The organism is Aeromonas sp. 3P, from assembly GCF_051919745.1.
GTDB classification, from domain to species: domain Bacteria; phylum Pseudomonadota; class Gammaproteobacteria; order Enterobacterales; family Aeromonadaceae; genus Aeromonas; species Aeromonas veronii.
In genome coordinates, this window is sequence record NZ_JBQBED010000001.1 from 2109254 (window position 1) to 2127894 (window position 18641).

The 18641-nt window shown below is 61.0% G+C and carries 17 protein-coding genes; 8 read left to right on the forward strand and 9 right to left on the reverse strand.

Annotation, left to right across the window (positions count from 1 at the left end):
• Window positions 1–6: 6 nt before the first annotated feature.
• Both ACTG19_RS09540 and ACTG19_RS09545 read left to right on the forward strand, forming a co-directional pair.
• Window positions 7–1056, forward strand: coding sequence for an oxidoreductase (locus tag ACTG19_RS09540; protein WP_113740130.1), 1050 nt, complete (start codon window positions 7–9; stop codon window positions 1054–1056).
• A 309-nt stretch (window positions 1057–1365) separates the two neighbouring features.
• On the forward strand, window positions 1366–1614 hold the full coding sequence (locus ACTG19_RS09545; RefSeq protein ID WP_005340533.1) for a hypothetical protein: 249 nt from the start codon (window positions 1366–1368) through the stop codon (window positions 1612–1614).
• A gap of 62 nt (window positions 1615–1676) precedes the next feature.
• On the opposite strand, the gene rimJ is transcribed toward ACTG19_RS09545, so the two are convergent.
• Together rimJ and ACTG19_RS09555 are read right to left on the reverse strand one after the other, a co-directional pair.
• Window positions 1677–2228: a ribosomal protein S5-alanine N-acetyltransferase gene (gene rimJ, locus ACTG19_RS09550; RefSeq protein WP_088870132.1), complete on the reverse strand. Its 552-nt coding sequence runs from the start codon at window positions 2226–2228 to the stop codon at window positions 1677–1679.
• The gene (locus tag ACTG19_RS09555) at window positions 2228–2782 is read right to left on the reverse strand and encodes a GNAT family N-acetyltransferase (protein ID WP_005340529.1); all 555 of its coding nucleotides are present in this window, start codon (window positions 2780–2782) and stop codon (window positions 2228–2230) included. The genes rimJ and ACTG19_RS09555 overlap by 1 nt, the downstream gene beginning before the upstream one ends.
• A gap of 346 nt (window positions 2783–3128) precedes the next feature.
• Here ACTG19_RS09555 and ACTG19_RS09560 point away from each other — a divergent pair, with 346 nt between their 5' ends.
• On the forward strand, window positions 3129–4904 hold the full coding sequence (locus ACTG19_RS09560) for a M4 family metallopeptidase (protein ID WP_113740129.1): 1776 nt from the start codon (window positions 3129–3131) through the stop codon (window positions 4902–4904).
• A 32-nt stretch (window positions 4905–4936) separates the two neighbouring features.
• Here ACTG19_RS09560 and ACTG19_RS09565 read toward each other — a convergent pair whose 3' ends face one another.
• A complete protein-coding gene (locus ACTG19_RS09565) occupies window positions 4937–5830 on the reverse strand; it encodes a LysR family transcriptional regulator (RefSeq protein WP_113740128.1) in 894 nt (297 codons plus the stop codon).
• Window positions 5831–5922: 92 nt separating this feature from the next.
• Between ACTG19_RS09565 and mdtH the strand changes: the two genes are divergently transcribed.
• Both mdtH and ACTG19_RS09575 read left to right on the forward strand, forming a co-directional pair.
• Window positions 5923–7119, forward strand: a complete 1197-nt coding sequence (mdtH, locus tag ACTG19_RS09570) for a multidrug efflux MFS transporter MdtH (protein ID WP_005340523.1) — start codon at window positions 5923–5925, stop codon at window positions 7117–7119.
• Window positions 7120–7258: 139 nt separating this feature from the next.
• Window positions 7259–8173: a bifunctional helix-turn-helix transcriptional regulator/GNAT family N-acetyltransferase gene (locus tag ACTG19_RS09575; protein WP_139440872.1), complete on the forward strand. Its 915-nt coding sequence runs from the start codon at window positions 7259–7261 to the stop codon at window positions 8171–8173.
• A 46-nt stretch (window positions 8174–8219) separates the two neighbouring features.
• On the opposite strand, the gene ACTG19_RS09580 is transcribed toward ACTG19_RS09575, so the two are convergent.
• Both ACTG19_RS09580 and prfC read right to left on the reverse strand, forming a co-directional pair.
• Window positions 8220–8693, reverse strand: coding sequence for an ASCH domain-containing protein (locus ACTG19_RS09580; protein ID WP_088870136.1), 474 nt, complete (start codon window positions 8691–8693; stop codon window positions 8220–8222).
• 57 nt (window positions 8694–8750) lie between these two features.
• The gene (gene prfC, locus ACTG19_RS09585; protein ID WP_085942070.1) at window positions 8751–10340 is read right to left on the reverse strand and encodes a peptide chain release factor 3; all 1590 of its coding nucleotides are present in this window, start codon (window positions 10338–10340) and stop codon (window positions 8751–8753) included.
• Window positions 10341–10769: 429 nt separating this feature from the next.
• On the opposite strand from prfC, the gene ACTG19_RS09590 reads away from it, so the two are divergent.
• On the forward strand, window positions 10770–11492 hold the full coding sequence (locus ACTG19_RS09590) for an SDR family oxidoreductase (RefSeq protein ID WP_439989025.1): 723 nt from the start codon (window positions 10770–10772) through the stop codon (window positions 11490–11492).
• A gap of 141 nt (window positions 11493–11633) precedes the next feature.
• Here the strand turns inward: ACTG19_RS09590 and ACTG19_RS09595 are convergent, their stop codons facing one another.
• The 3 genes from ACTG19_RS09595 to ACTG19_RS09605 form a co-directional block, all read right to left on the reverse strand.
• Window positions 11634–13481: a tetratricopeptide repeat-containing diguanylate cyclase gene (locus ACTG19_RS09595; RefSeq protein WP_439989027.1), complete on the reverse strand. Its 1848-nt coding sequence runs from the start codon at window positions 13479–13481 to the stop codon at window positions 11634–11636.
• 225 nt (window positions 13482–13706) lie between these two features.
• Window positions 13707–15161 carry an ATPase RavA stimulator ViaA gene (gene viaA / locus ACTG19_RS09600; protein ID WP_439989028.1) on the reverse strand — a complete coding sequence of 485 codons (1455 nt, stop codon included), beginning with the start codon at window positions 15159–15161 and terminating at the stop codon, window positions 13707–13709.
• A gap of 9 nt (window positions 15162–15170) precedes the next feature.
• Window positions 15171–16784 (reverse strand): ATPase RavA domain-containing protein, encoded by a 1614-nt coding sequence (locus tag ACTG19_RS09605; protein ID WP_113740124.1) that lies wholly within the window; start codon window positions 16782–16784, stop codon window positions 15171–15173.
• Between the two features lie 314 nt (window positions 16785–17098).
• Here ACTG19_RS09605 and ACTG19_RS09610 point away from each other — a divergent pair, with 314 nt between their 5' ends.
• Window positions 17099–17533: a DNA polymerase III subunit psi gene (locus ACTG19_RS09610; protein ID WP_113740123.1), complete on the forward strand. Its 435-nt coding sequence runs from the start codon at window positions 17099–17101 to the stop codon at window positions 17531–17533.
• Between the two features lie 109 nt (window positions 17534–17642).
• Window positions 17643–18092 (forward strand): ribosomal protein S18-alanine N-acetyltransferase, encoded by a 450-nt coding sequence (gene rimI, locus ACTG19_RS09615; RefSeq protein ID WP_005349003.1) that lies wholly within the window; start codon window positions 17643–17645, stop codon window positions 18090–18092.
• 39 nt (window positions 18093–18131) lie between these two features.
• On the opposite strand, the gene ACTG19_RS09620 is transcribed toward rimI, so the two are convergent.
• Window positions 18132–18635, reverse strand: a complete 504-nt coding sequence (locus ACTG19_RS09620; RefSeq protein WP_371155262.1) for a hypothetical protein — start codon at window positions 18633–18635, stop codon at window positions 18132–18134.
• Window positions 18636–18641: the final 6 nt, after the last annotated feature.

Sequence of the window (18641 nt, forward strand, 5' to 3'; positions counted from 1 at the left end):
CTCCCGATGAGCCACACTCTCAACGCAGCCCTGGTGGGCTATGGCTTTGCAGGCAAAACCTTCCACGCCCCCTTCCTCTCCACCACCCCGGGCTTGTCCCTCAGTTGGGTGGTGAGCCGCGATGCCGCCAAGGTGCAGGCCGATCTGCCCGGCTGCCGAGTCGGTTCACTGGAGGAGGTGCTAAGCGATGAGACCGTCGATCTGGTGGTGATCGCAACCCCCAACGACACCCATGCCCCCCTCGCCCGCCAGGCACTGCTGGCAGGCAAACATGTGGTGATCGACAAGCCCTTTGCGCTGGATCTGGCCGAAGCGCAAGCGCTGGTCGAACTGGCCGAAAAGCAGCAGCGACTGCTCAGCATCTTCCACAACCGTCGTTGGGACGGAGATTTTCTTACCGTGCGCCGTTTGATTGCCGAGGGGACGTTGGGGCAGATCGCCCAGTTCGAATCCCACTTCGATCGCTATCGCCCCGAGGTGCGCCAGCGCTGGCGCGAAGCGGGTGGGCCGGGTTCCGGACTCTGGTTCGATCTCGGCCCCCATGTACTGGATCAGGCGCTACAGCTGTTCGGCCAACCGGACTGGTTGCAGGCCGATCTGGCCGAGCAGCGCCCCGGCGCACTGGCGGACGACTACTTCCATGTGGTGCTGGGTTACGGTGCTCTGCGGGTTATTCTGCATGGCAGCTGTCTGGTCTCGGCCACCATGCCGCGTTTCATCGTCCACGGCAGCCAGGGCTCGTTCGTGAAATTCGGTATGGATGTGCAGGAAGATCAACTCAAGCTGGGCAAGCGGCCGCCGGCGGCGGATTGGGGCATGGATAGCGAACCCGGTCAGCTCAGCCGCATTGTCGATGGTCAGTTGCAGCAGCAGAGCGTGGTGGGTGAGGCGGGGGATTATGGCGCCTACTATCGCGGTGTCTGCGCCGCCATCAAGGGGGAGGGAAGCAACCCGGTGCCAGCAAGTGAAGCGCTGGCGGTAATGGCGCTGCTGGATCTGGCCCGTCAGAGCCACCTTGAGGGAAAACGGCTGCCCTGTCAGAAGCTGTCTGACTAAGGTGCGGGTCATCAGCCGCTATTGATCAACCTTGACCTTGCTAAACCGCCACAAGATGGCAGCAAAGTGGTGCTTTATTGTGCAATTAGCGCCATTTAACGGCATCTTGTATTGATATCAGTCGTTGCAGTGGAGCTTTTTATCCACGGCACGAAAAAATGTCATTGTGATATCCGTTTTCATCGGTAACTAATGGGGCTATATTGCGCCCGCCTGCTGCCTCCCGGCTTCTTGTTTCAATACCGGGCAACGGTGGGCGCTGTGATGGTTGCACAGACCATCTCTCCATCTTTTTTTGAGGGAATGCACATGAACAAAGTACTGGTAGCCGGTATCCTGGGTCTGATGTTGACTGCTTGCGGTCAGAAAGAAGAAAAAGCTGCCGCTCCTGCTGCTGCTCCGGCCGCCGAAGTTGCTGCCACTGTAGAAAAAGCCGCTAGCGAAGCCACCTCTACCGTAGAGAAGGCCACCTCCGAAGCGACTGCAACCGTAGAAAAAGCAGCTACCGAAGCCGCTACCAAGGTTGAAGCTGCAGTGAGCGATGCCAAGGCCAACTAAGCCTGCACCTCATTCGAAGACGGGTCCGAAGGCAACTTCGGGCCCGTTTTTTTATCTGTCGCTCAGGGGGCCGGATTAATCAGCGAGGTGAGGATGTGATCCTCCCAGCGACCATTGATCATCAGATACGCCCGCGCGAATCCCTCCCGCTCGAAGCCGAGCCGCTCCAGCAAGGCGCCGCTACGCTGATTGGCTGGCATATAGCAAGCCATGATGCGATGCAGATCGTGCTCCCGAAACAGGTAGTCGATGGCGGCTGACAGCACCTCTCCCATCACCCCCTGCCCCTGATGCTGCTGGTCGATGGCATAGCCCAGATGACACGCCTTGAAGACGCCCATCAGGATATTGCTGAAGTTGCAGGTGGCGATCACCCGTTCGCCAGCCGGATCGAGGGCCACCAGATTGACGCCGGTGCCGTTGAAGAACTGGCTATAGCTGTCCTGCAGCCGGGCATGCCAGTAAGAGAGGGTGTAAAAGTGCTCGTCCCGAAGCGGTTCCCAGGGGGTGAGATGGTCACGGTTGCGCCGGTAGAAGTCGAGCATCATGGGGGCCTGATCCGGCGACAGTATGGTCAGGTGGGTGCGGGCCGTCTTGATATGTGGCAGCGCCATCAGGACTCCCGCTGTCTTAGCCACTCATCGCGCAGCAGGCTGTAGTGGGCATGGTCCACAATCCGGTTGCCCAGACGCTCTGCGCGCCGGGTCACCCCCTCCAGCTGCATCCCGAGCCGTTCACAAACAGCCCTGCTGGGCTCGTTATCGGTGGCAGCGCTGATCTCCACCTTCTCCATCCCCATCTCTTCGAAGGCGTGGTGGATCAGGGCCTGACAGGCCCGGGTGATGATGCCGTTACCCTGCCAGCGCTCCGCCAGCCAGTAACCGATGACCACCTTGCCAAGGTCGTGATCGATGCTGTTGTAACCTATGACCCCCACCACCTCCCCCTGATACTCGATGGCGGTGGTGAGCCCCTCGCCCCGGGCGAACTTCTCGATGGCACTGCGAATGAAGAGGGCGCTGTCGACGGGGCGCTGGATCAGTGGCGGCCAGGGTAGCCACTGGGAGAGGTACTCCCGGTTGTCATTGCAGAGGGCAAACAGTTCGCTCGCCATATCGGGCTGCAAGAAGAGCAGCGCAAGCTCGTCGTCCAACTGCCATGAAAACATGGGATTCTCCTTTCAAATCAGTGATCAAATCGCGAACCAGCACCCAATGTAGCCAATCGCCACTGGCCGCGCCAGCCACTTTTACGGCCCTCATCCGGCAGGCTTCGCAGAGGGTGACTGCGCACGATCTCTCCTCCCTCAAAAGAGGAGGGTGGGTGTCTGAAACCGGATAATGCTCTCCACATGGCGCCGATGAATGCCCCAAAACGGCACTTTGGCAGATCCTGCTACCCCTTTGTGCTGCGCTGTCACTTTTGACAGGGGGCACTTTCCCCCACCGGCACTAGCTTCAAAACGCCCGACCTTCGGTCGGTTTATCAACCTCATCGATTTAAGGAAAGAAGAGATGAATAAAATTTATCTGGCCGTTGCGCTGGCCTGCTGGGGAAGCGCCGCACTGGCGGCGCAAGAGGTAGAGATCAACGTAACGGCAAACGGCATCCGGGCCATGACAGGCCTCAGTGCCGCGAGTGGTACCTTGCAGCTGGAAGATGGCGAGTTTCGTCAGGTACGGGTGGTCAAGCTGCCCAACGGCCAGCAGCGGATCCGCTACGAGCAGGTCTGGAACGGCATCCCGGTAATGGGTCAGGTGGTGGTGGCTGACAAGAGCCTGAACGGCCAGCTGCAACAGGCCAGTGGACGCATGCTGCGCCAGATCGATCAGGATGTGGCAAGCCCGGCCGCCACCCTCTCGCCACAGGATGCCGCCAGCAAGGCCAAGGCGGGCAGCAAGGGGAGCAACGAGCAGGTCAAACTCTACGTGATGCAGGATGAGAACGGGCTGGCCCGGCTGGTTTATCAGATCTCCTTCATCGCCGAAGGTGACAAGCCGAGCCGCCCCTTCGTCATTCTTGATGCCCAGAGCGGTGAGGAGCTCAAACGCTGGGAGGGGATCAACCACAAGGACGCCAGCGGCCCGGGGGGCAACATCAAGACCGGCAAATACGTCTACGGCACCGACTTTGGCCCGCTCATCGTGGATGACAACTGCCGGATGACCAGCCCCAACGTCGATACCATCAACCTCAACCACGCCACCTCCGGCGGCGCCATCCACCAGTTCACCTGTCCGGAGAACCGGGTCAAGGAGATCAACGGCGCCTACTCGCCCCTCAACGACGCCCACTACTTCGGCAACGTGGTGTTCGACATGTATCGCAACTGGTACAACACGGCGCCCCTCACCTTCAAACTGAAGATGCGGGTTCACTACAGCAAGAATTACGAGAACGCCTTCTGGGATGGCAGCCAGATGACCTTCGGTGACGGCGCCACCACCTTCCACCCGCTGGTGAGCCTCGATGTGGCGGCCCACGAGGTGAGCCACGGCTTTACCGAGCAGAACTCCGGGCTGATCTATTCAGGACAATCCGGCGGTATCAACGAGGCCTTCTCCGATATGGCGGGGGAAGCGGCCGAGTTCTACATGAAGGGGAGCAACGACTGGCTGGTCGGCGCCCAGATCTTCAAGGGCAACGGCTCCCTGCGCTACTTCGAGGATCCGACCCGGGATGGCAGATCCATCGGCCATGCCGCGGACTATCAGGAGGGGATGGATGTACACCACAGCTCAGGGGTCTATAACCGCGCCTTCTACCTGCTCGCCACCAGCAGTGGCTGGAACACCCGCAAGGCATTTGAAGTGTTCTTGCTGGCCAACCGCCTCTACTGGGGCGCCAACACCAACTACCAGCAAGGGGCCTGCGGCGTCAGCCGGGCGACCGCCGACCTGGGTTACAGTCAGGCGGATGTGGCACGGGCCTTCCAGACCGTCGGAGTCGATGCCAGCTGCGGCAGCACACCGCCACCAAGCGACAACGTACTGCAAAACGGCGTGCCGGTGAGCAACCTCGCCGCCAGCAAGGGTGGCAAACTCAACTACACCCTGAACGTACCGGCGGGCACCAGGTCGCTGCAGATCAGCAGCAGCGGCGGTACCGGTGATGCCGACCTCTACGTCCGCTTTGGCAGCGCCCCCACCAGCAGCAGTTACGACTGCCGCCCCTACAAGGGGGGCAATAACGAAAGCTGCTCGTTCACCAATCCCAAGGCGGGCACCTGGCATGTGCAGCTGTCAGGGTTTTCCGCGTTCAGTGGCGTGACCCTCAAGGCCAGCTACTGATCCACCCGATGCGGGCCTTGTCCCGCATCGCTCTACTCATTGCGCCACCGTTTCGCCAGCGTGCGGGCGGTGGCCAACACGGTTTCCCGGGCCGGGTTGGGCCGCTTGCCACCGCGCCACGCCATCATCACATCCCAATGCTCCTGCGGCAGATTGCGCACATCGAGCCTGACCAGCCGCCCCACCTCCAGATCCCGCTTGATGGCTAGCTCCGGCATCAGGGTGATAAACCCGTGTTCCAGCGCCAGATCCCGCGCCGCACTGGCGGGCTGCACCGCATGCAGGGGGCTGGCGGCCCGCCGCAGCCGCCGCAACTGCTGGATAAAGACGTCACACCCCGGTCCCCACACCTGAGGCGCCAGCCGCTGGTCGGCAATATCCTCCAGGGTGAGGCCGTGACAACCGGCCAGCGGATGCAATGGCGAGGCGATAGCGATAATGGGGGAGCAGCAAAGCAGCTCCATCTGCAGGCCCGCAACCGGCGGGCGCTTGAGCACAAAGCCGATATCGGCCTCGCCGGTCAGCAGCGACTGCATGATCTCGCCGGAGTGATCCGTGGTGCAGCGGATTTCGAACGGCTCATCCACCAGCTCCATCAATAGCGAGCCAAACACCACCGAAGTAAGAGATGGCAGGCTGGAGAGACGGATACATGGCAGTGCTGGCGCCCCCTGCAGTGCCAGTCGCCCTTCGCTCAGAGTGGCCAGCACCGAGCGGGCGGCAGGGAGAAACTCCTCGCAGGCACGGGTCGGCGTCACCCCGCGCCGATGACGCTGAAACAGCGGCGCCCCGAGGCTCTCCTCCAGCTGGGCAATCCGCTGGCTCACCAGCGGCTGTGACCAGCCACGAATGGCCGCCGCCTGACTGAAGCTGCCCAGCTCGGCCACATCCAGCAGCAGTTGCAGATCGTCCAGATCCATAGACATAAATAATCCTGATATGAAATATAGGTAGTTGTCGTCTACCACTATATCTAAACCCTCTCCAGAATGAAGGTATCTGTGAATGAGAGGGCGTTATGGTCGATAGGGCGAGGTTTTGGGGACGCTGGTTTCTGGCGCTGGATACCACACTGGTGATCCTGGGTTTCTTTGTGGTGATGCCGATGATCAGCCTGCGCTTCGTCGATCAACTCGGCTGGGCGGCCGGTCTGGTGGGGCTGGCCCTCGGCCTGCGCCAGCTGACCCAGCAGGGGCTGGGGATTTTCGGCGGCTCGCTGGCCGACCGCTTTGGCGCCCGCCCGCTCATCGTCACCGGCATGCTGTTGCGCGCCGTCGGCTTTGCCACCCTGGCCTGGGCCGACAGCGGCGCCATGCTGATCTTCTCCTGCTTCCTCTCCGGACTGGGCGGTTGCCTGTTCGACCCGCCACGGGCGGCACTGGTGATCAAGTTCACCCGTCCCCATGAACGGGGCCGCTTTATCTCCCTGCTGATGATGCTGGAGAGTGCGGGAGCCGTCACCGGTGCCCTGCTAGGCAGCTGGCTGCTGCGCTTTGACTTCACCTACGTCTGCCTGCTGGGTGCCGGGCTCTTCACCCTGGCGGCTCTCTGCAACTGGACCCTGCTGCCCGCCTACCGCCTCTCGGTCAAACCGACCCCGATGCGGGAAGGGTTGGGGCAGGTGCTGGCGGATCGCGCCTTCTGCCGACTGGTACTGATCCTGAGTGGCTACTACATGCTGTGGGTACAGGTGATGCTGATTTTCCCCATTCTGGTCAAGCAGCTCTCCGGCACCACCACGGCAGTGGGCTGGATGTACAGCCTGGAGACGGCGCTGTCACTGGCGCTGCTCTATCCTATCGCCCGTTTCAGCGAGCGGCGCTATCGGCTGGAGAGCCGACTGATGGCAGGTATCCTGCTGATGACGGTGGGGATCGGGCTGGTCGCTTTCGTCAGCACCCTCTCCGGCATCTTCGTACTGCTGGCCTGCTTCTATCTGGGGATCATCATCTGTGAACCGGCCCGGGAGACCCTGATGACCCGGCTGGCCAACCCCACAGCCCGCGGCAGCTACATGGGCTTCAGCCGCCTCGGACTGGCGCTTGGAGGCATGACCGGCTATGTGGGCGGCGGCTCCCTCTATGACTTCTCGCTGCAACAGGGACAACCGGCCCTCCCCTGGCTGGTGCTCGGTACCATAGGCGTCGCCACCATGTTGCTGCTGGCCCGCTGCTTCTCCCGCCGCCCGGAGCTGGCCATCAGAGCCGCCGCCTGACGACCGCCCCACCTGCGGCAGCCCAATCAACGGGGCTGCCGCTCACCCCATATTCTGCAAGTCATCACAGCAAAAGGTTGCGAATTACAACTTTTACGCTATTTTAGTTGTCATGCACAACTAAAAAGGAAACCACGATATGGATCCCCGTCCCCTGCGCGCCCTGTCGCGCGATCTGGTTCGCGAACTCGGCATGCTCTCCCAGCAATGCGGCAATCTGGCCCTCACCCCCATCGAGGCTCACCTGCTGATCGAGCTGGAAAACGCCCCGGCTACCAACCAGCAGCTGGCAGAAAAGCTGCACATCGACAAATCCAACGCCAGCCGTCCGCTGGCACGCCTCGCCGAGCGGGAGCTTATCAGCTGGCACCCGCACCCCTCCGACGGCCGCAGCAAGGAGGCCCGCCTCACTGTCAACGGTCAGGGGATGCTGCTGGAGTTGCACCGGGAGATGGACGGGGCGATGGAAGAGATGCTGGCGCAGTTGAGCCTGCCCGAGCGGGAGCAGCTGTGGCAAGGGCTGCGGCTCTATCGCAGCGCCCTCTCCCGCGCCCGTCGCCAGCGGGGCTACCAGATCCGCCCCATCACGGCGGCGGACAATGCCCAGATCGCCTTGGTGATCCGCGCCGTATCGGCCGAATATGGTCTCACCGCCGACAAGGGGTATGGGGTCTCGGATCCCAATCTCGACACCCTCTCCCAGAGCTATCAGGGGGAGAAGAGTCGCTACTGGGTTATCGAAGGGCCGGACGGTTCCATCCTCGGCGGTGGTGGTATCGCGCCATTGGCGGGAGAAGAGGGGGTCTGCGAGCTGCAGAAAATGTATTTTATGCCCGCCCTGCGCGGACTGGGCCTTGGCAAACGGCTGGTATTGCAGGCACTGGACGAGGCGCGCGCGCTTGGTTATCAGCGCTGCTATCTGGAAACGACCGAGGTCTTGCGCGAAGCCACCAACCTCTATGAATCACTGGGCTTTGAACACCTGCCCGGCCCCCTTGGCTGCACCGGCCACGGGGATTGCGAGATCTGTATGGTGTTAGACTTGGCGATCTAAAGTGATAGCGGCAAGCAGAAGTATCCCCTGCTTGCCGCTTTGTTTACTATGGCAGCGCCACTACCCGGAATCGCTCCAGCACCAGCGTGGCGTGCTCATCAAATTCTCTCCCTTCCGCCTTCATCTCGCGTTCGAAGAAGGCCTTGTGCGCCTCGTGCCACCAAGCCAGAGAGCCATCTCCCTCCCCTTCCTCGGCGGCAAACGCAGCATCAATCTCATCGAATGGACACAAGGTGACTGACACCAGTTCAACAAGAGCCTTGGGCAGACCACTCCAGTCGGTCACCACCAGTAGGTCCCCCTGTTCCGGCATCCGCTCGCCCTTCTCCAGATACCAGTAAGCGAGGCTACAGGTTGCTCGCTTGCGGCCTGCTACTACCAGCGCGGCACAGAGGTTGGCATTGTGTGCATCAGCACAGAAGTAGTCCGCCGAGACATGACGAGCCCGTGCTGCCACCGGCAGGGATAACAGATAACTCTCAGCCAGAGCCGAGCAGGCAGGATTCATCGATTCAACCATCACCTCTCCTTGATGCATAAAAAAATCCCGCCATCTGGCGGGATTTGGTAAGCAGTATCAGTGCTCGCGAGTCTGGCGGAACTCCACGTCGGGGTGGCGCTCTTGGGCCAGGCGCAAGTTGACCATGGTCGGCGCGATGTAGGTGAGGTTGTCACCGCCATCGAGGGCCAGGTTGACCTCGTTCTTGCGCTTGAACTCTTCGAACTTCTTGACGTCGGTCCCTTCCACCCAGCGGGCGGTAGAGACGTTGACCGCCTCGTAGATGGCCTCGACGTTGTACTCGCTCTTCAGACGAGAAACCACCACGTCAAACTGCAGTACACCGACCGCACCGACGATGAGATCGTTGCTAATCAGCGGACGGAACACCTGTACCGCGCCCTCTTCGGAGAGCTGGACCAGCCCCTTGAGCAGCTGCTTCTGCTTGAGCGGGTCGCGCAGACGGATACGGCGGAACAGTTCCGGTGCAAAGTTCGGGATACCGGTGAACTTGAGATCCTCACCCTGGGTGAAGGTGTCGCCGATCTGGATGGTACCGTGGTTGTGCAGACCGATGATGTCACCGGCGAAGGCGTCTTCCGCCTGCTCACGGTCACCGGCCATAAAGGTCACGGCGTCGGAGATGTTCACATCCTTGCCGATACGCACGTGGCGCATCTTCATGCCCTTGCTGTAGGTGCCTGATACGATACGCATAAAGGCGATACGGTCGCGGTGTTTCGGATCCATGTTTGCCTGGATCTTGAACACGAAACCGGAGAACTTCTCCTCGGTCGCCACCACTTCGCGGCTCTCGGCCTTGCGCGGCATGGGAGACGGCGCCCAGTCAGTCAGGCCATCCAGCATGTGGTCAACACCGAAGTTACCCAGTGCGGTACCGAAGAAGACCGGGGTCATCTCGCCAGCGATAAAGGCATCGTGATCGAACTCGGGAGAGGCGCCCTGCACCAGCTCCAGCTCGTCACGCAGTTGCCGGGCCAGATCTTCGCCGACGGCGGCATCCAGATCCGGGTTGTTCAGCCCCTTGACCACCCGCTTCTCCTGGATGGTGTGGCCCTGGCCGCTCTGATAGAGATAGGTCTCATCCTTGTAGAGGTGATAGACACCCTTGAAGGATTTGCCACAGCCGATCGGCCAGGTGATCGGGGCGCACATGATCTTCAGCTCGCGCTCCACCTCATCCATCACTTCCATCGGATCGCGCACTTCACGGTCCAGCTTGTTCATAAAGGTGAGGATGGGGGTATCACGCAGACGGGTCACTTCCATCAGCTTGCGGGTCCGGTCTTCAACACCCTTGGCGGCATCGATGACCATCAGGCAGCAGTCGACCGCGGTCAGGGTACGGTAGGTATCTTCAGAGAAGTCCTCGTGACCCGGGGTGTCGAGCAAGTTGACCAGACAATCGGCATAGGGGAACTGCATCACCGAGGTAGTGATGGAGATACCACGCTGCTTCTCCATCTCCATCCAGTCGGATTTGGCGTGCTGGCCCGAGCCACGGCCCTTGACGGTACCGGCGCGCTGAATGGCCTGTCCGAACAGCAGGACTTTTTCAGTGATGGTAGTTTTACCCGCATCCGGGTGCGAAATGATCGCAAAAGTGCGTCTCTTGGAGACTTCACTCAGAAATTCAGCTGACATAATTCAACGTTCTTCTATTGAGCGGTGGCATCAACCACCGTGGGAATAAATCCGGAATGCCGCTCACGGCACATGTATACGCAACGAAAGCCACGCCAGCTGGCGTCTTGCCAACCTGGTGGAGAGAGGGAGGAGGGTTGCGTTACATGGGTCTTCTCGCCTGAGTCAAAGCAAAATTGCGCGACATTATACCCGCGCGAGTGAAAAATACCCAGCCTGACAAGAGATGATAATTTGGCCGCTCCTCCGTTCCACAGGTTCCAACTGAACAGAAAATCAAACACTCCGAATCGGATGGCAGCATCCGGACCACGTGGACTTGGCCCCCTCCTCATGCCAGCAACAACCACTCTTGATAAATTTTCATACTTGGACTTTCCCTACCCAGCTACAAATATGTAAATCGTATCTACATAATGGAGAGGTCATTACATGAAACATTCCACCCTGCGCAATCAACAGATCGTCATTATCGGTGGTACCTCGGGTCTTGGCCTGGCCACCGCCCAACAAGCGATCGAGCAAGGCGCCAAGGTCATTATCGGCGGTTCCAGCCGTGAGCAGCTTGCCACAGCACTGGCTGAACTGGGCCCAAATGCCAGTGGCCATCAACTGGATATTCTCGACGTCGACTCCGTCAATCACTTTTTCAACCAGCTGGATTCGCTGGATCATCTCGTCATTACCGCCGCCGTCATGCGACCAGGCAGCTTTCTCACCTCTGCCATCGAGGATTTGAAAATCAACATGGACAGCCGCTTCTGGGGAAGTGTTCATGCGATCCGCGCCGCAGCACCCAAACTGTCCGAACGCGGCTCCATCGTGCTCACGTCCGGGATGGTGACGCGCCGCCCACAACTGGGTAAAGCACTCCCTGCCGTTGCAGCTGGCGCGGTTGAAACGCTGGCTCACAGTCTGGTTACCGAGCTGACCCCCCGTCGGATCAACGTCATCAACCCGGGCCCCATGCGCACACCCATGATGCTTAAAGCTCTGGGCAATGACCCACAAAAAGTGGCTGCCGTGGCGCAAAGCCTGCCGTTGAAGCGCTTGGGAGAGGGAGAGGATTATGCACAGGCCGCACTGTTCCTGATGAGCAACAACAACATGAATGGTGAAGTGCTTCATCTCAATGGTGGCAGCGCCTGGGCATAACGCCCTTCTGACGGTCTTCTGCGCTCGCGCTTGCCAATCTGTCATCGCAGGCAAGAACGAGCGCAGGGGACGAGCATCATCGCCGTATCAGTGTGCTCCCCAATATCGATGACACCCTGCTGAGTGACAATACCCAGCCCGTCACTCGTCTGTTTCCACCCGGTTGCGCCCCGCCTCTTTCGCACGATACAGCGCATTGTCGGCACGCTGGATCAAGGCCGCCAGATCCTGATCATCGTCTCGCAGAGAGGCACATCCGATACTGATGGTTACCGGGTACGACATGCCGGGCAACGCCCGGTTGGCGACCGAGTGACGGATCCGCTCAGCCACCCGGCACGCCTCTTCAAGGCTGGTATCCGGCAGCAGGATCAAGAACTCCTCTCCGCCGGTACGCCCCAACTGATCCTGGTGCCGCAGTTGACGATCTGCCGCCCGAGAGACCCATTGCAGCACCCTGTCTCCTTGATGATGGCCCAGGGTATCGTTGATCCGCTTGAAGTGATCGATATCGAACACCAGCAGACAAAATGGCGTGCCCTGCCTGCGAGCCAGCGCCAACATATCGCTGCCCTGCCGCAGCACCCGACGGCGGTTGTTGATGCCGGTCAGCTCATCGGTAAAGGCCAGACGACGCATCCGACGGTTGCGATCAAGCAGCCACCCCATCGTCAGCAACGCCAGTACCCCGCAAAGCACCATCACCACCAGCAGCCAGAAACGACGCTCCTTGACCTGCTCCAGCTCCTGCTGCTGCAGTCGCTGCTCGACTCGCAGTCGCTCGTTCTCCCCCTCCTGACGGGCCAGTTCGAACTCGCCGCGAACCCAGGCCGTGCTCTGTTCCCGTAACAGCTGATCGAGCCGCTGCTCCTGCACCAGATGCTCCCGCAATGCAGCCAGCGCAGCCGGATAGTCGCCTTGCAACTCGAGCGCCCGACTGCGTACCCAGTAGAGCTCGAGCAAAAAGCGTACGTGCCCTTCCACCTTCAAAATCGGCTCAATCTTCTCAAGCGCACGCAAGGCTGGCGCCGGTTCCTGCTCTTCGACTCTCAACCTCGCCCGCACCAGCTCGAGATGCGCATGGAGGATGGGGTCAACATCGGGAGAGAGCACCTTCGCCGCTTGTGCCAACAAGCGTCCGGCATCAGCGGGGCGATCCAGCCCGAGCAGAGCCTCGGCCTGCATCACCATGCGTTCGGCATGCTCAATCAGATATTGAGGCTGATTATAAAAGGCCGCACTGCGTTCAAGCTCGCCCAGCGCATCCTGATAACGCCCGGTCTGCAGATAGACCATCGCCAGTTGATCACTGAGCCTTGCCGAGCCAAACCCGTCGTGACTTCTGGCAAAATGCTCGCTCAACCGGTTGAGGGTGGCGAGCGCTTCGGCATAGAGGCCCATACGACGAAATGTGGCTGCAATCTCGAGCTGCGCCTGGTGATACCAGGTGGGCAACCCCAGCTGCTCATAGATATTGTGCGCCTTGGTGAGATCCATCAGCCCCTGGCCTGAGACCCCCTGAAAAGACAGCATGGCCCCCCGGCGGGCCAGCGCCAGCGCCTCCAGCTTTGGCACGGCGGCCTCCCTTGCCAGCCGCAGCCCCTCATCGTAATCGTGACGAGCCTTCGCTACCTCGCCGAGCAGCTGATTGAACCAGCCGCGGCAAATCGTCAGCTCCGCCACGGCGGTGTCATTCCCCTGCTCGCGCGCAACGATCAGCATCCGCTCCGCATTGGCGATGGCGGTTCGGGATTCCTGCATGTCATCGGCCGATTGGGCCCAGCAAGCCAGACGACTGATCCGCATCTGCTGCGACGGCGGATAGGCGTTGCCGTCCCGCTGCAAACGGGCAACGCGCTCCCGCAGCAACTCGATCGGCTGATAGACCCGCTCCATCCCTCCCAGTTCATTTTCCAACTGTTCGGGGGACAAGGGTTTGGCTGCCAGCCCGAACACCGCCAGCAACAGCAGCAAGGCAAGTCGGCTCATACATACTCCGGATCAATGGGAAAGATCATCGGGCAAGCCGATGCCGGAAAATCACCATCTTTCCCCTGTAACAATGGTTGTAAAGGCTATCACCCGGACAGAGAGCCCGAATGGCAGGCTAGTCACATTTTACTGCGATATCATCGTGTTGGAATGAAAGCGGGGACGCACAGCGAAAAAGAGGGGCGGGATAACAACTCAAGAGGGGTTGCCCCCTCCCGGTCACTAGTGATGCTGCCAGCGCCGCAGCAGCCGGCCGCGCAGGCCGCAATCGAGCAGCCAGCTGTTGTCAAATACCCGCAGCAGCGCCTGCTTGGCGTGGCGGGACATGGCGACGGCGTGAAAACGGGTCTGGCGCTGGCGATAGCGGTTCATCTGATCGAGCAGGGGATGAGGCAGGCTCTGGGCGATAAAGTCGGAGATGACCAGCACATCCGCCTTGGCAAAGGCGGGATCATCGAGCTTGGCCAGCGCTTTTTCCAAGCAGGGCACCAGATCGGTACCGCCGTGAAAGCTCATGGAGAGGAAGCGCTCCGCCTTGTCCAGCCCGGTATCTGCAGTGATCTCGAGGGCCGCCACCTCGGTGGAGAAGAGCATCAGATAGCAGCCGCGCTTCTCATCCATCGCCACCTTGAGCAGCGCCAGAAACAGCGCCTTGGCACACTCCTCGGGATAACCACCCATGGATCCGGAGGTATCGACGCAGACGATAAAGGGGCCTCGCTGCTGCAACTGCTGCCCCCCCTGCTCCGGGGTGCGCAGCATGATGCGCTGGCGCGGCAAGGTGCCACGTGACTGGTAGCTGAGCAGACGCCGCTCCAGATAGCGACGATAGAACTCCAGCTCCAGCTCGGGCAAGCCCAGCATCACCGCCTCGCTTGGCAGCAGCCGCATCAGATCGTTAGCCTGATGAATGCCCACCAGATCGTCCGGCACATCGTCGCTGGGGGCGGATTCCAGCTCCAGCACCTGAACCGGCGGCACAGGTTGCTCCTGCGCCCGCCGATCCCGCTCGCTGCGCCCGAGCAGGCCGGCAATCTCCGCCAGCAAGGGCTCGCGCTGCAACATGCGGGCATACTGCTTGACCAGCACCAGACTGCGCTTGTGCCAGTGTCCCTGCGCCAGATCCCAAAGACCACCAGCGGAGATCTGGTTGGGATCGAGGGCATCGGCCAGGGTGCGGCTCGCCAGCAGCTGATCTTCAATCTCCTGACGCTGCTTCTCCCGTTCCGCTTCGGCTATCTGCTGCTGCAGTTGCAGCAGGCTCCCCACCAGACTGGCGCGCCACTTGTCGATAAAGAGCTGGCGCAGCCCCTCGGTGGGGTGGGCCGTCAGCTGACGCACCAAGGATCGTGCCTCACCGGCGAAGGGGCTGTACTGCTCCAGCGACTCCAGCAAGCCGGGCAGGCGACCAATCAGCTCGGTCATCGGCAGTTGCCGATGCGCCTGATAGAGCAGGTACTCCTGCTCCAGTGCCACCGGCACCGGCTTGTGGCGGATCTCCTCGCCAAGCTGCTCACCCCAGCTCTGCAGGCGCTTTTTCAGCAGCTTGCCCTGTAGCGGGGAGCGTTTGATAAATTCGGAAATCTTGGGCGAGGCCGCCAGCAACGCCACCACCTCTCCCGCCAGCTCACCCTCTCCCATGAGAAGACCCAGATCCAGCATGCCTATCTCAAGCATGAGCGCTCCTTACTCGTCCAGCCTTGGCAACCGCTCGCGCCACTGGGTCAGCTCGTTGCGCAGCAGTTCGAGATCCCGGTTCAGCACAAAGAAGCTGTCTTCCACCTGCTGCAGCCAGCGCTGGGCGATAAAGAGGTGTTGCTGGTGACGCTCGAACAGGCTGCGCTGCTGTTTGAGCTCCTGCATCACCTTGCCGACCTGAACCAGCTGCTCGTCGAGCGACTGCAACCAGGGCGCCAGCACCACCTCGGGGATGGCGTTGCGCTCCATCAAAACCAGCGGGATCTGCTGGCGCTGGATATCGAGCACCTGCAGCCGCAGCTCATCGTCCAGTACCAGCTCGTAATGCCCCTCTTTCGGGTTGCCAAACTCATAACCTACCAGCGCCTCACCGGTCGGATGCCAATGGGAAAGAAGGGTGCGATCGAACACCAGGGTGCGGGTAAGACGCTCGGGATCGCTGCCATCCAGCGGCGCCGGGGTGAGCAGATGGAAATGCACCTGCTTGCCAAAGGGTCTGGCATTAGCAAGCGGGATCTCGATACCCCGGGCCCGCCGGCCAAACCACTGCTTGCGTTGGCGGGCCTTTGTGCAAAGGCGCTGGGCCACGCTCTGTTTGAGCTGTTTGAACTGATCCCGCAACGCCAGCAGCTGACGGGTCATCGCCAGTTGCTGATAGCCGTAAAGGCGGGAAAACTCGGTCATCATCTCCAGCAGGGCGGTGCGGGACTCCTCGTCATGCCAGAGACAATCCTTGAACAGCAGCAGATCTACCGGTGCGACTTCATCGCGGCCATTGAAGAAGGCGCTCGCCTTGATGAGCCGTACCGCCTTCTTCCAGCGACGATCCGACACATAGCAGCGGTGGGCCAGCTGGCTGTCGAGCTGCTGGCGCAGCTGATAGATGAGCTCGAAACAGGCATCCGGCAGGCGCACCTGTTCAATCTGGCTCTGCCACTGCTCGTACTCATCCCCCCGGATCTGCAGGGATTCCGGCAGATTCTGGTGGGCGTGACCATCGCTGGCCAGCATGGATTGAAAGTTGGCTTTCTCCTGCACCCGGTCCATCCAAATCCGCACCAACATCCGGTCGTAGAGCGCTTCCAGCCCGCTGTCCGGCGCCGGCAGCTCGTTGGAGGCAGTCACCAGCAAGCGCATCGGGATGGGGTGCTGGCTGTCGCCGTTGCGAAACTGCCGCTCGTTGATGGCGGTGAGAAGGGTGTTGAGGATGGCAGGGCCCGCCTTCCAGATCTCGTCGAGGAACACCACCTCGGCCTCCGGCAGATAACCTGTGGTGAGGCGCAGGTATTTGCCATCCTCTTTCAGCGCCTGAATGGAGAGGGGGCCAAACACCTCCTCCGGCGTACTGAAACGGGTCATCAGGTATTCAAAGTGGCGGGCGTCGTGAAAGGCCAGCTTGAGGCGGCGGGCAATCAGGCTCTTGGCAATACCGGGTGGCCCCAGCAAGAAGACACTCTCGCCACTGAGGGCAGCCAGCAGACCGAGGCGCAAGGCATCCTGCCGTTCGTAAAGTCCCTCACCGAGGGCGGCCAGCAGCCGGGGCAAGCGCTCCTGGATGGGAATAAGACGCGCAGGGTTCTGGGCTTGAGCTAAAGACGACATAGAGAGTGTTCCGAAGCTGGGATGATGTTAGCCCCAAGGCGCGATATCCATTTGCTCGACCTTGGGTTTTGTCTTGTTATGATGTTTATTCTGGTATCTCTTGCCGCACAATACCCGCCTCTGGCAGGAAAAAACGCAAGGGCAGTGCGATACCGTATCGGCAGCGTACTGCGCCCATGCATAGCCAGTGTCGTGATGAGTACCATGCCCGCATGCGCCAGATGATGCGTTGCAAAGGGTGCAGCAAAAGCGGTTCGAGTGTACCCTGCGCAACACAATTTTCCCCAATGCAGATCAAGAGTGAGTCGCCTCAAATGCAAGATCCCGTTCGTCAGAGCATGTTGGCCCGCATGGGCATTCAAAGCTGGCAACTGCGTCGTCCGGCATTGCTGGGCGCAGCACCCGCTCCCGAGCTTGAGCAAGATGCCGTGCAGCCCGACCAGACGGCACCGGCCACCCGCGCTCCGCTGCCCAGCGGCAAACTCTGGTTGCTGGCGCCTCAGCTGCCTGCCACCACGCTGCTGGCGGATATCTGCCAGTTGCTCGGCATGACCCCCGACGAGGTCTCACTGCTCAGCGAGCTGCCGCCTGCCGACCTGCAAGCGGCGGATACCTCCCCCCTGCTCTGGCTGACAGAGGCCAACCCCGCGCGGCCTGATGCGCTGATCTGCCCGCTCACCCCCAGCGCCGCGCAAAAGCGCGCCCTGTGGCAACAGCTGCGCCAACACCTTGCAGCCAACGCGGCGTGATCCTGCATCATGCCGCCAAGACCCACTGTGATGCCGCTCTTTTTACCTGATTTTACAAATGCCACCTCTGCCAACCCCAGTGCCCAACATCTTGCCATCCGGAGCCCCCATGCCTGAGTTTCGTCCCCTGCTCGAGAGCGATTTCGACCTTGTCTACCCCATCGAGCAAGCCGCTCACAAGGAGCCGTGGAGTGAGGCCAACCTGCTCTCCTGCTTCGGCCCTCGCTATCTCAACGGCTTGATGCTGGTCGATGGTTCCCCGGCGGGCTTCTATATCTCGGATCTGGTGGCCGGTGACAGCTCGCTGATGAACATCTGTGTGCATCCGGCGTTTCAGGGCAAGGGGTTGGGACGAGCGCTGTTGCAGGCCTATCTGGCGCGCAGCAAGCAAGCCGGGGCAGAGGCCTGGTTTCTCGAGGTGCGGGCCGGTAACCAGACCGCCATCAACCTCTACGAGAGCGCCGGTTTTGCCGAGTATTGCCGCCGCGCCGACTACTACGGCACCGGCAACGACAGGGAAGATGCGGTGCTGATGTCGCGACTGTTCGATTTCGGCTGATCCAGCCTGTTCGTCGCGCCCAAACCTTTTGTCCCCCCCTCAATCGAGGGGGGCATTGTCCAGTGCGGGGTCCTGCAAAGCCAGGGTGGTATGCACCACCGCCTCGAATCCGGCCCCGGAGAGCGGCATATAGAAGCCACGCTGCCAGGTTTTCCCCGGCATCCAGATCTGGTCGATATCCACCACTATCTTGATGGGTCTGAGGGGCTGGCCCGGCTGCTGGATATAGATGCCGGGCGGCGTGGCGACTTTGGGAAAGCGGCGCAGGATCTGCTCGCTGCCATCCCCCTTGCCCGGGTTGAGCCGCACTTTCACCAACCGGGCAAGCGGGCCAGCCATCTCCTTGCTCTGCCAGAATTTCTTCTCCAGATCGCCGCAGCGGCGGCACTTGGGGGTCTCCAGCACATAGAGCAGCGGATAGCCCAACGCCAGCGCCTGTTGCTGCGCCTGCTGATACCCCTCGGCCCCCTGATACCAGGGATTGGCGGGCCCCTGTGATGACGTTCCGGCAAAGAACCAAAACGCAGCGCCCCCCACCACCATCAGCCC

What these genes read in the sequence shown, in the direction of transcription:
- ACTG19_RS09540 (WP_113740130.1), top strand. Translation starts at nt 7, where the DNA reads ATGAGCCACACTCTCAACGCAGCCCTGGTGGGCTATGGCTTTGCAGGC.
- ACTG19_RS09545 (WP_005340533.1), top strand. Translation starts at nt 1,366, where the DNA reads ATGAACAAAGTACTGGTAGCCGGTATCCTGGGTCTGATGTTGACTGCT.
- rimJ (WP_088870132.1), bottom strand. Translation starts at nt 2,228, where the DNA reads ATGGCGCTGCCACATATCAAGACGGCCCGCACCCACCTGACCATACTG.
- ACTG19_RS09555 (WP_005340529.1), bottom strand. Translation starts at nt 2,782, where the DNA reads ATGTTTTCATGGCAGTTGGACGACGAGCTTGCGCTGCTCTTCTTGCAG.
- ACTG19_RS09560 (WP_113740129.1), top strand. Translation starts at nt 3,129, where the DNA reads ATGAATAAAATTTATCTGGCCGTTGCGCTGGCCTGCTGGGGAAGCGCC.
- ACTG19_RS09565 (WP_113740128.1), bottom strand. Translation starts at nt 5,830, where the DNA reads ATGTCTATGGATCTGGACGATCTGCAACTGCTGCTGGATGTGGCCGAG.
- mdtH (WP_005340523.1), top strand. Translation starts at nt 5,923, where the DNA reads ATGGTCGATAGGGCGAGGTTTTGGGGACGCTGGTTTCTGGCGCTGGAT.
- ACTG19_RS09575 (WP_139440872.1), top strand. Translation starts at nt 7,259, where the DNA reads ATGGATCCCCGTCCCCTGCGCGCCCTGTCGCGCGATCTGGTTCGCGAA.
- ACTG19_RS09580 (WP_088870136.1), bottom strand. Translation starts at nt 8,693, where the DNA reads ATGGTTGAATCGATGAATCCTGCCTGCTCGGCTCTGGCTGAGAGTTAT.
- ACTG19_RS09590 (WP_439989025.1), top strand. Translation starts at nt 10,770, where the DNA reads ATGAAACATTCCACCCTGCGCAATCAACAGATCGTCATTATCGGTGGT.
- ACTG19_RS09595 (WP_439989027.1), bottom strand. Translation starts at nt 13,481, where the DNA reads ATGAGCCGACTTGCCTTGCTGCTGTTGCTGGCGGTGTTCGGGCTGGCA.
- viaA (WP_439989028.1), bottom strand. Translation starts at nt 15,161, where the DNA reads ATGCTTGAGATAGGCATGCTGGATCTGGGTCTTCTCATGGGAGAGGGT.
- ACTG19_RS09605 (WP_113740124.1), bottom strand. Translation starts at nt 16,784, where the DNA reads ATGTCGTCTTTAGCTCAAGCCCAGAACCCTGCGCGTCTTATTCCCATC.
- ACTG19_RS09610 (WP_113740123.1), top strand. Translation starts at nt 17,099, where the DNA reads ATGCAAGATCCCGTTCGTCAGAGCATGTTGGCCCGCATGGGCATTCAA.
- rimI (WP_005349003.1), top strand. Translation starts at nt 17,643, where the DNA reads ATGCCTGAGTTTCGTCCCCTGCTCGAGAGCGATTTCGACCTTGTCTAC.
- ACTG19_RS09620 (WP_371155262.1), bottom strand. Translation starts at nt 18,635, where the DNA reads ATGGTGGTGGGGGGCGCTGCGTTTTGGTTCTTTGCCGGAACGTCATCA.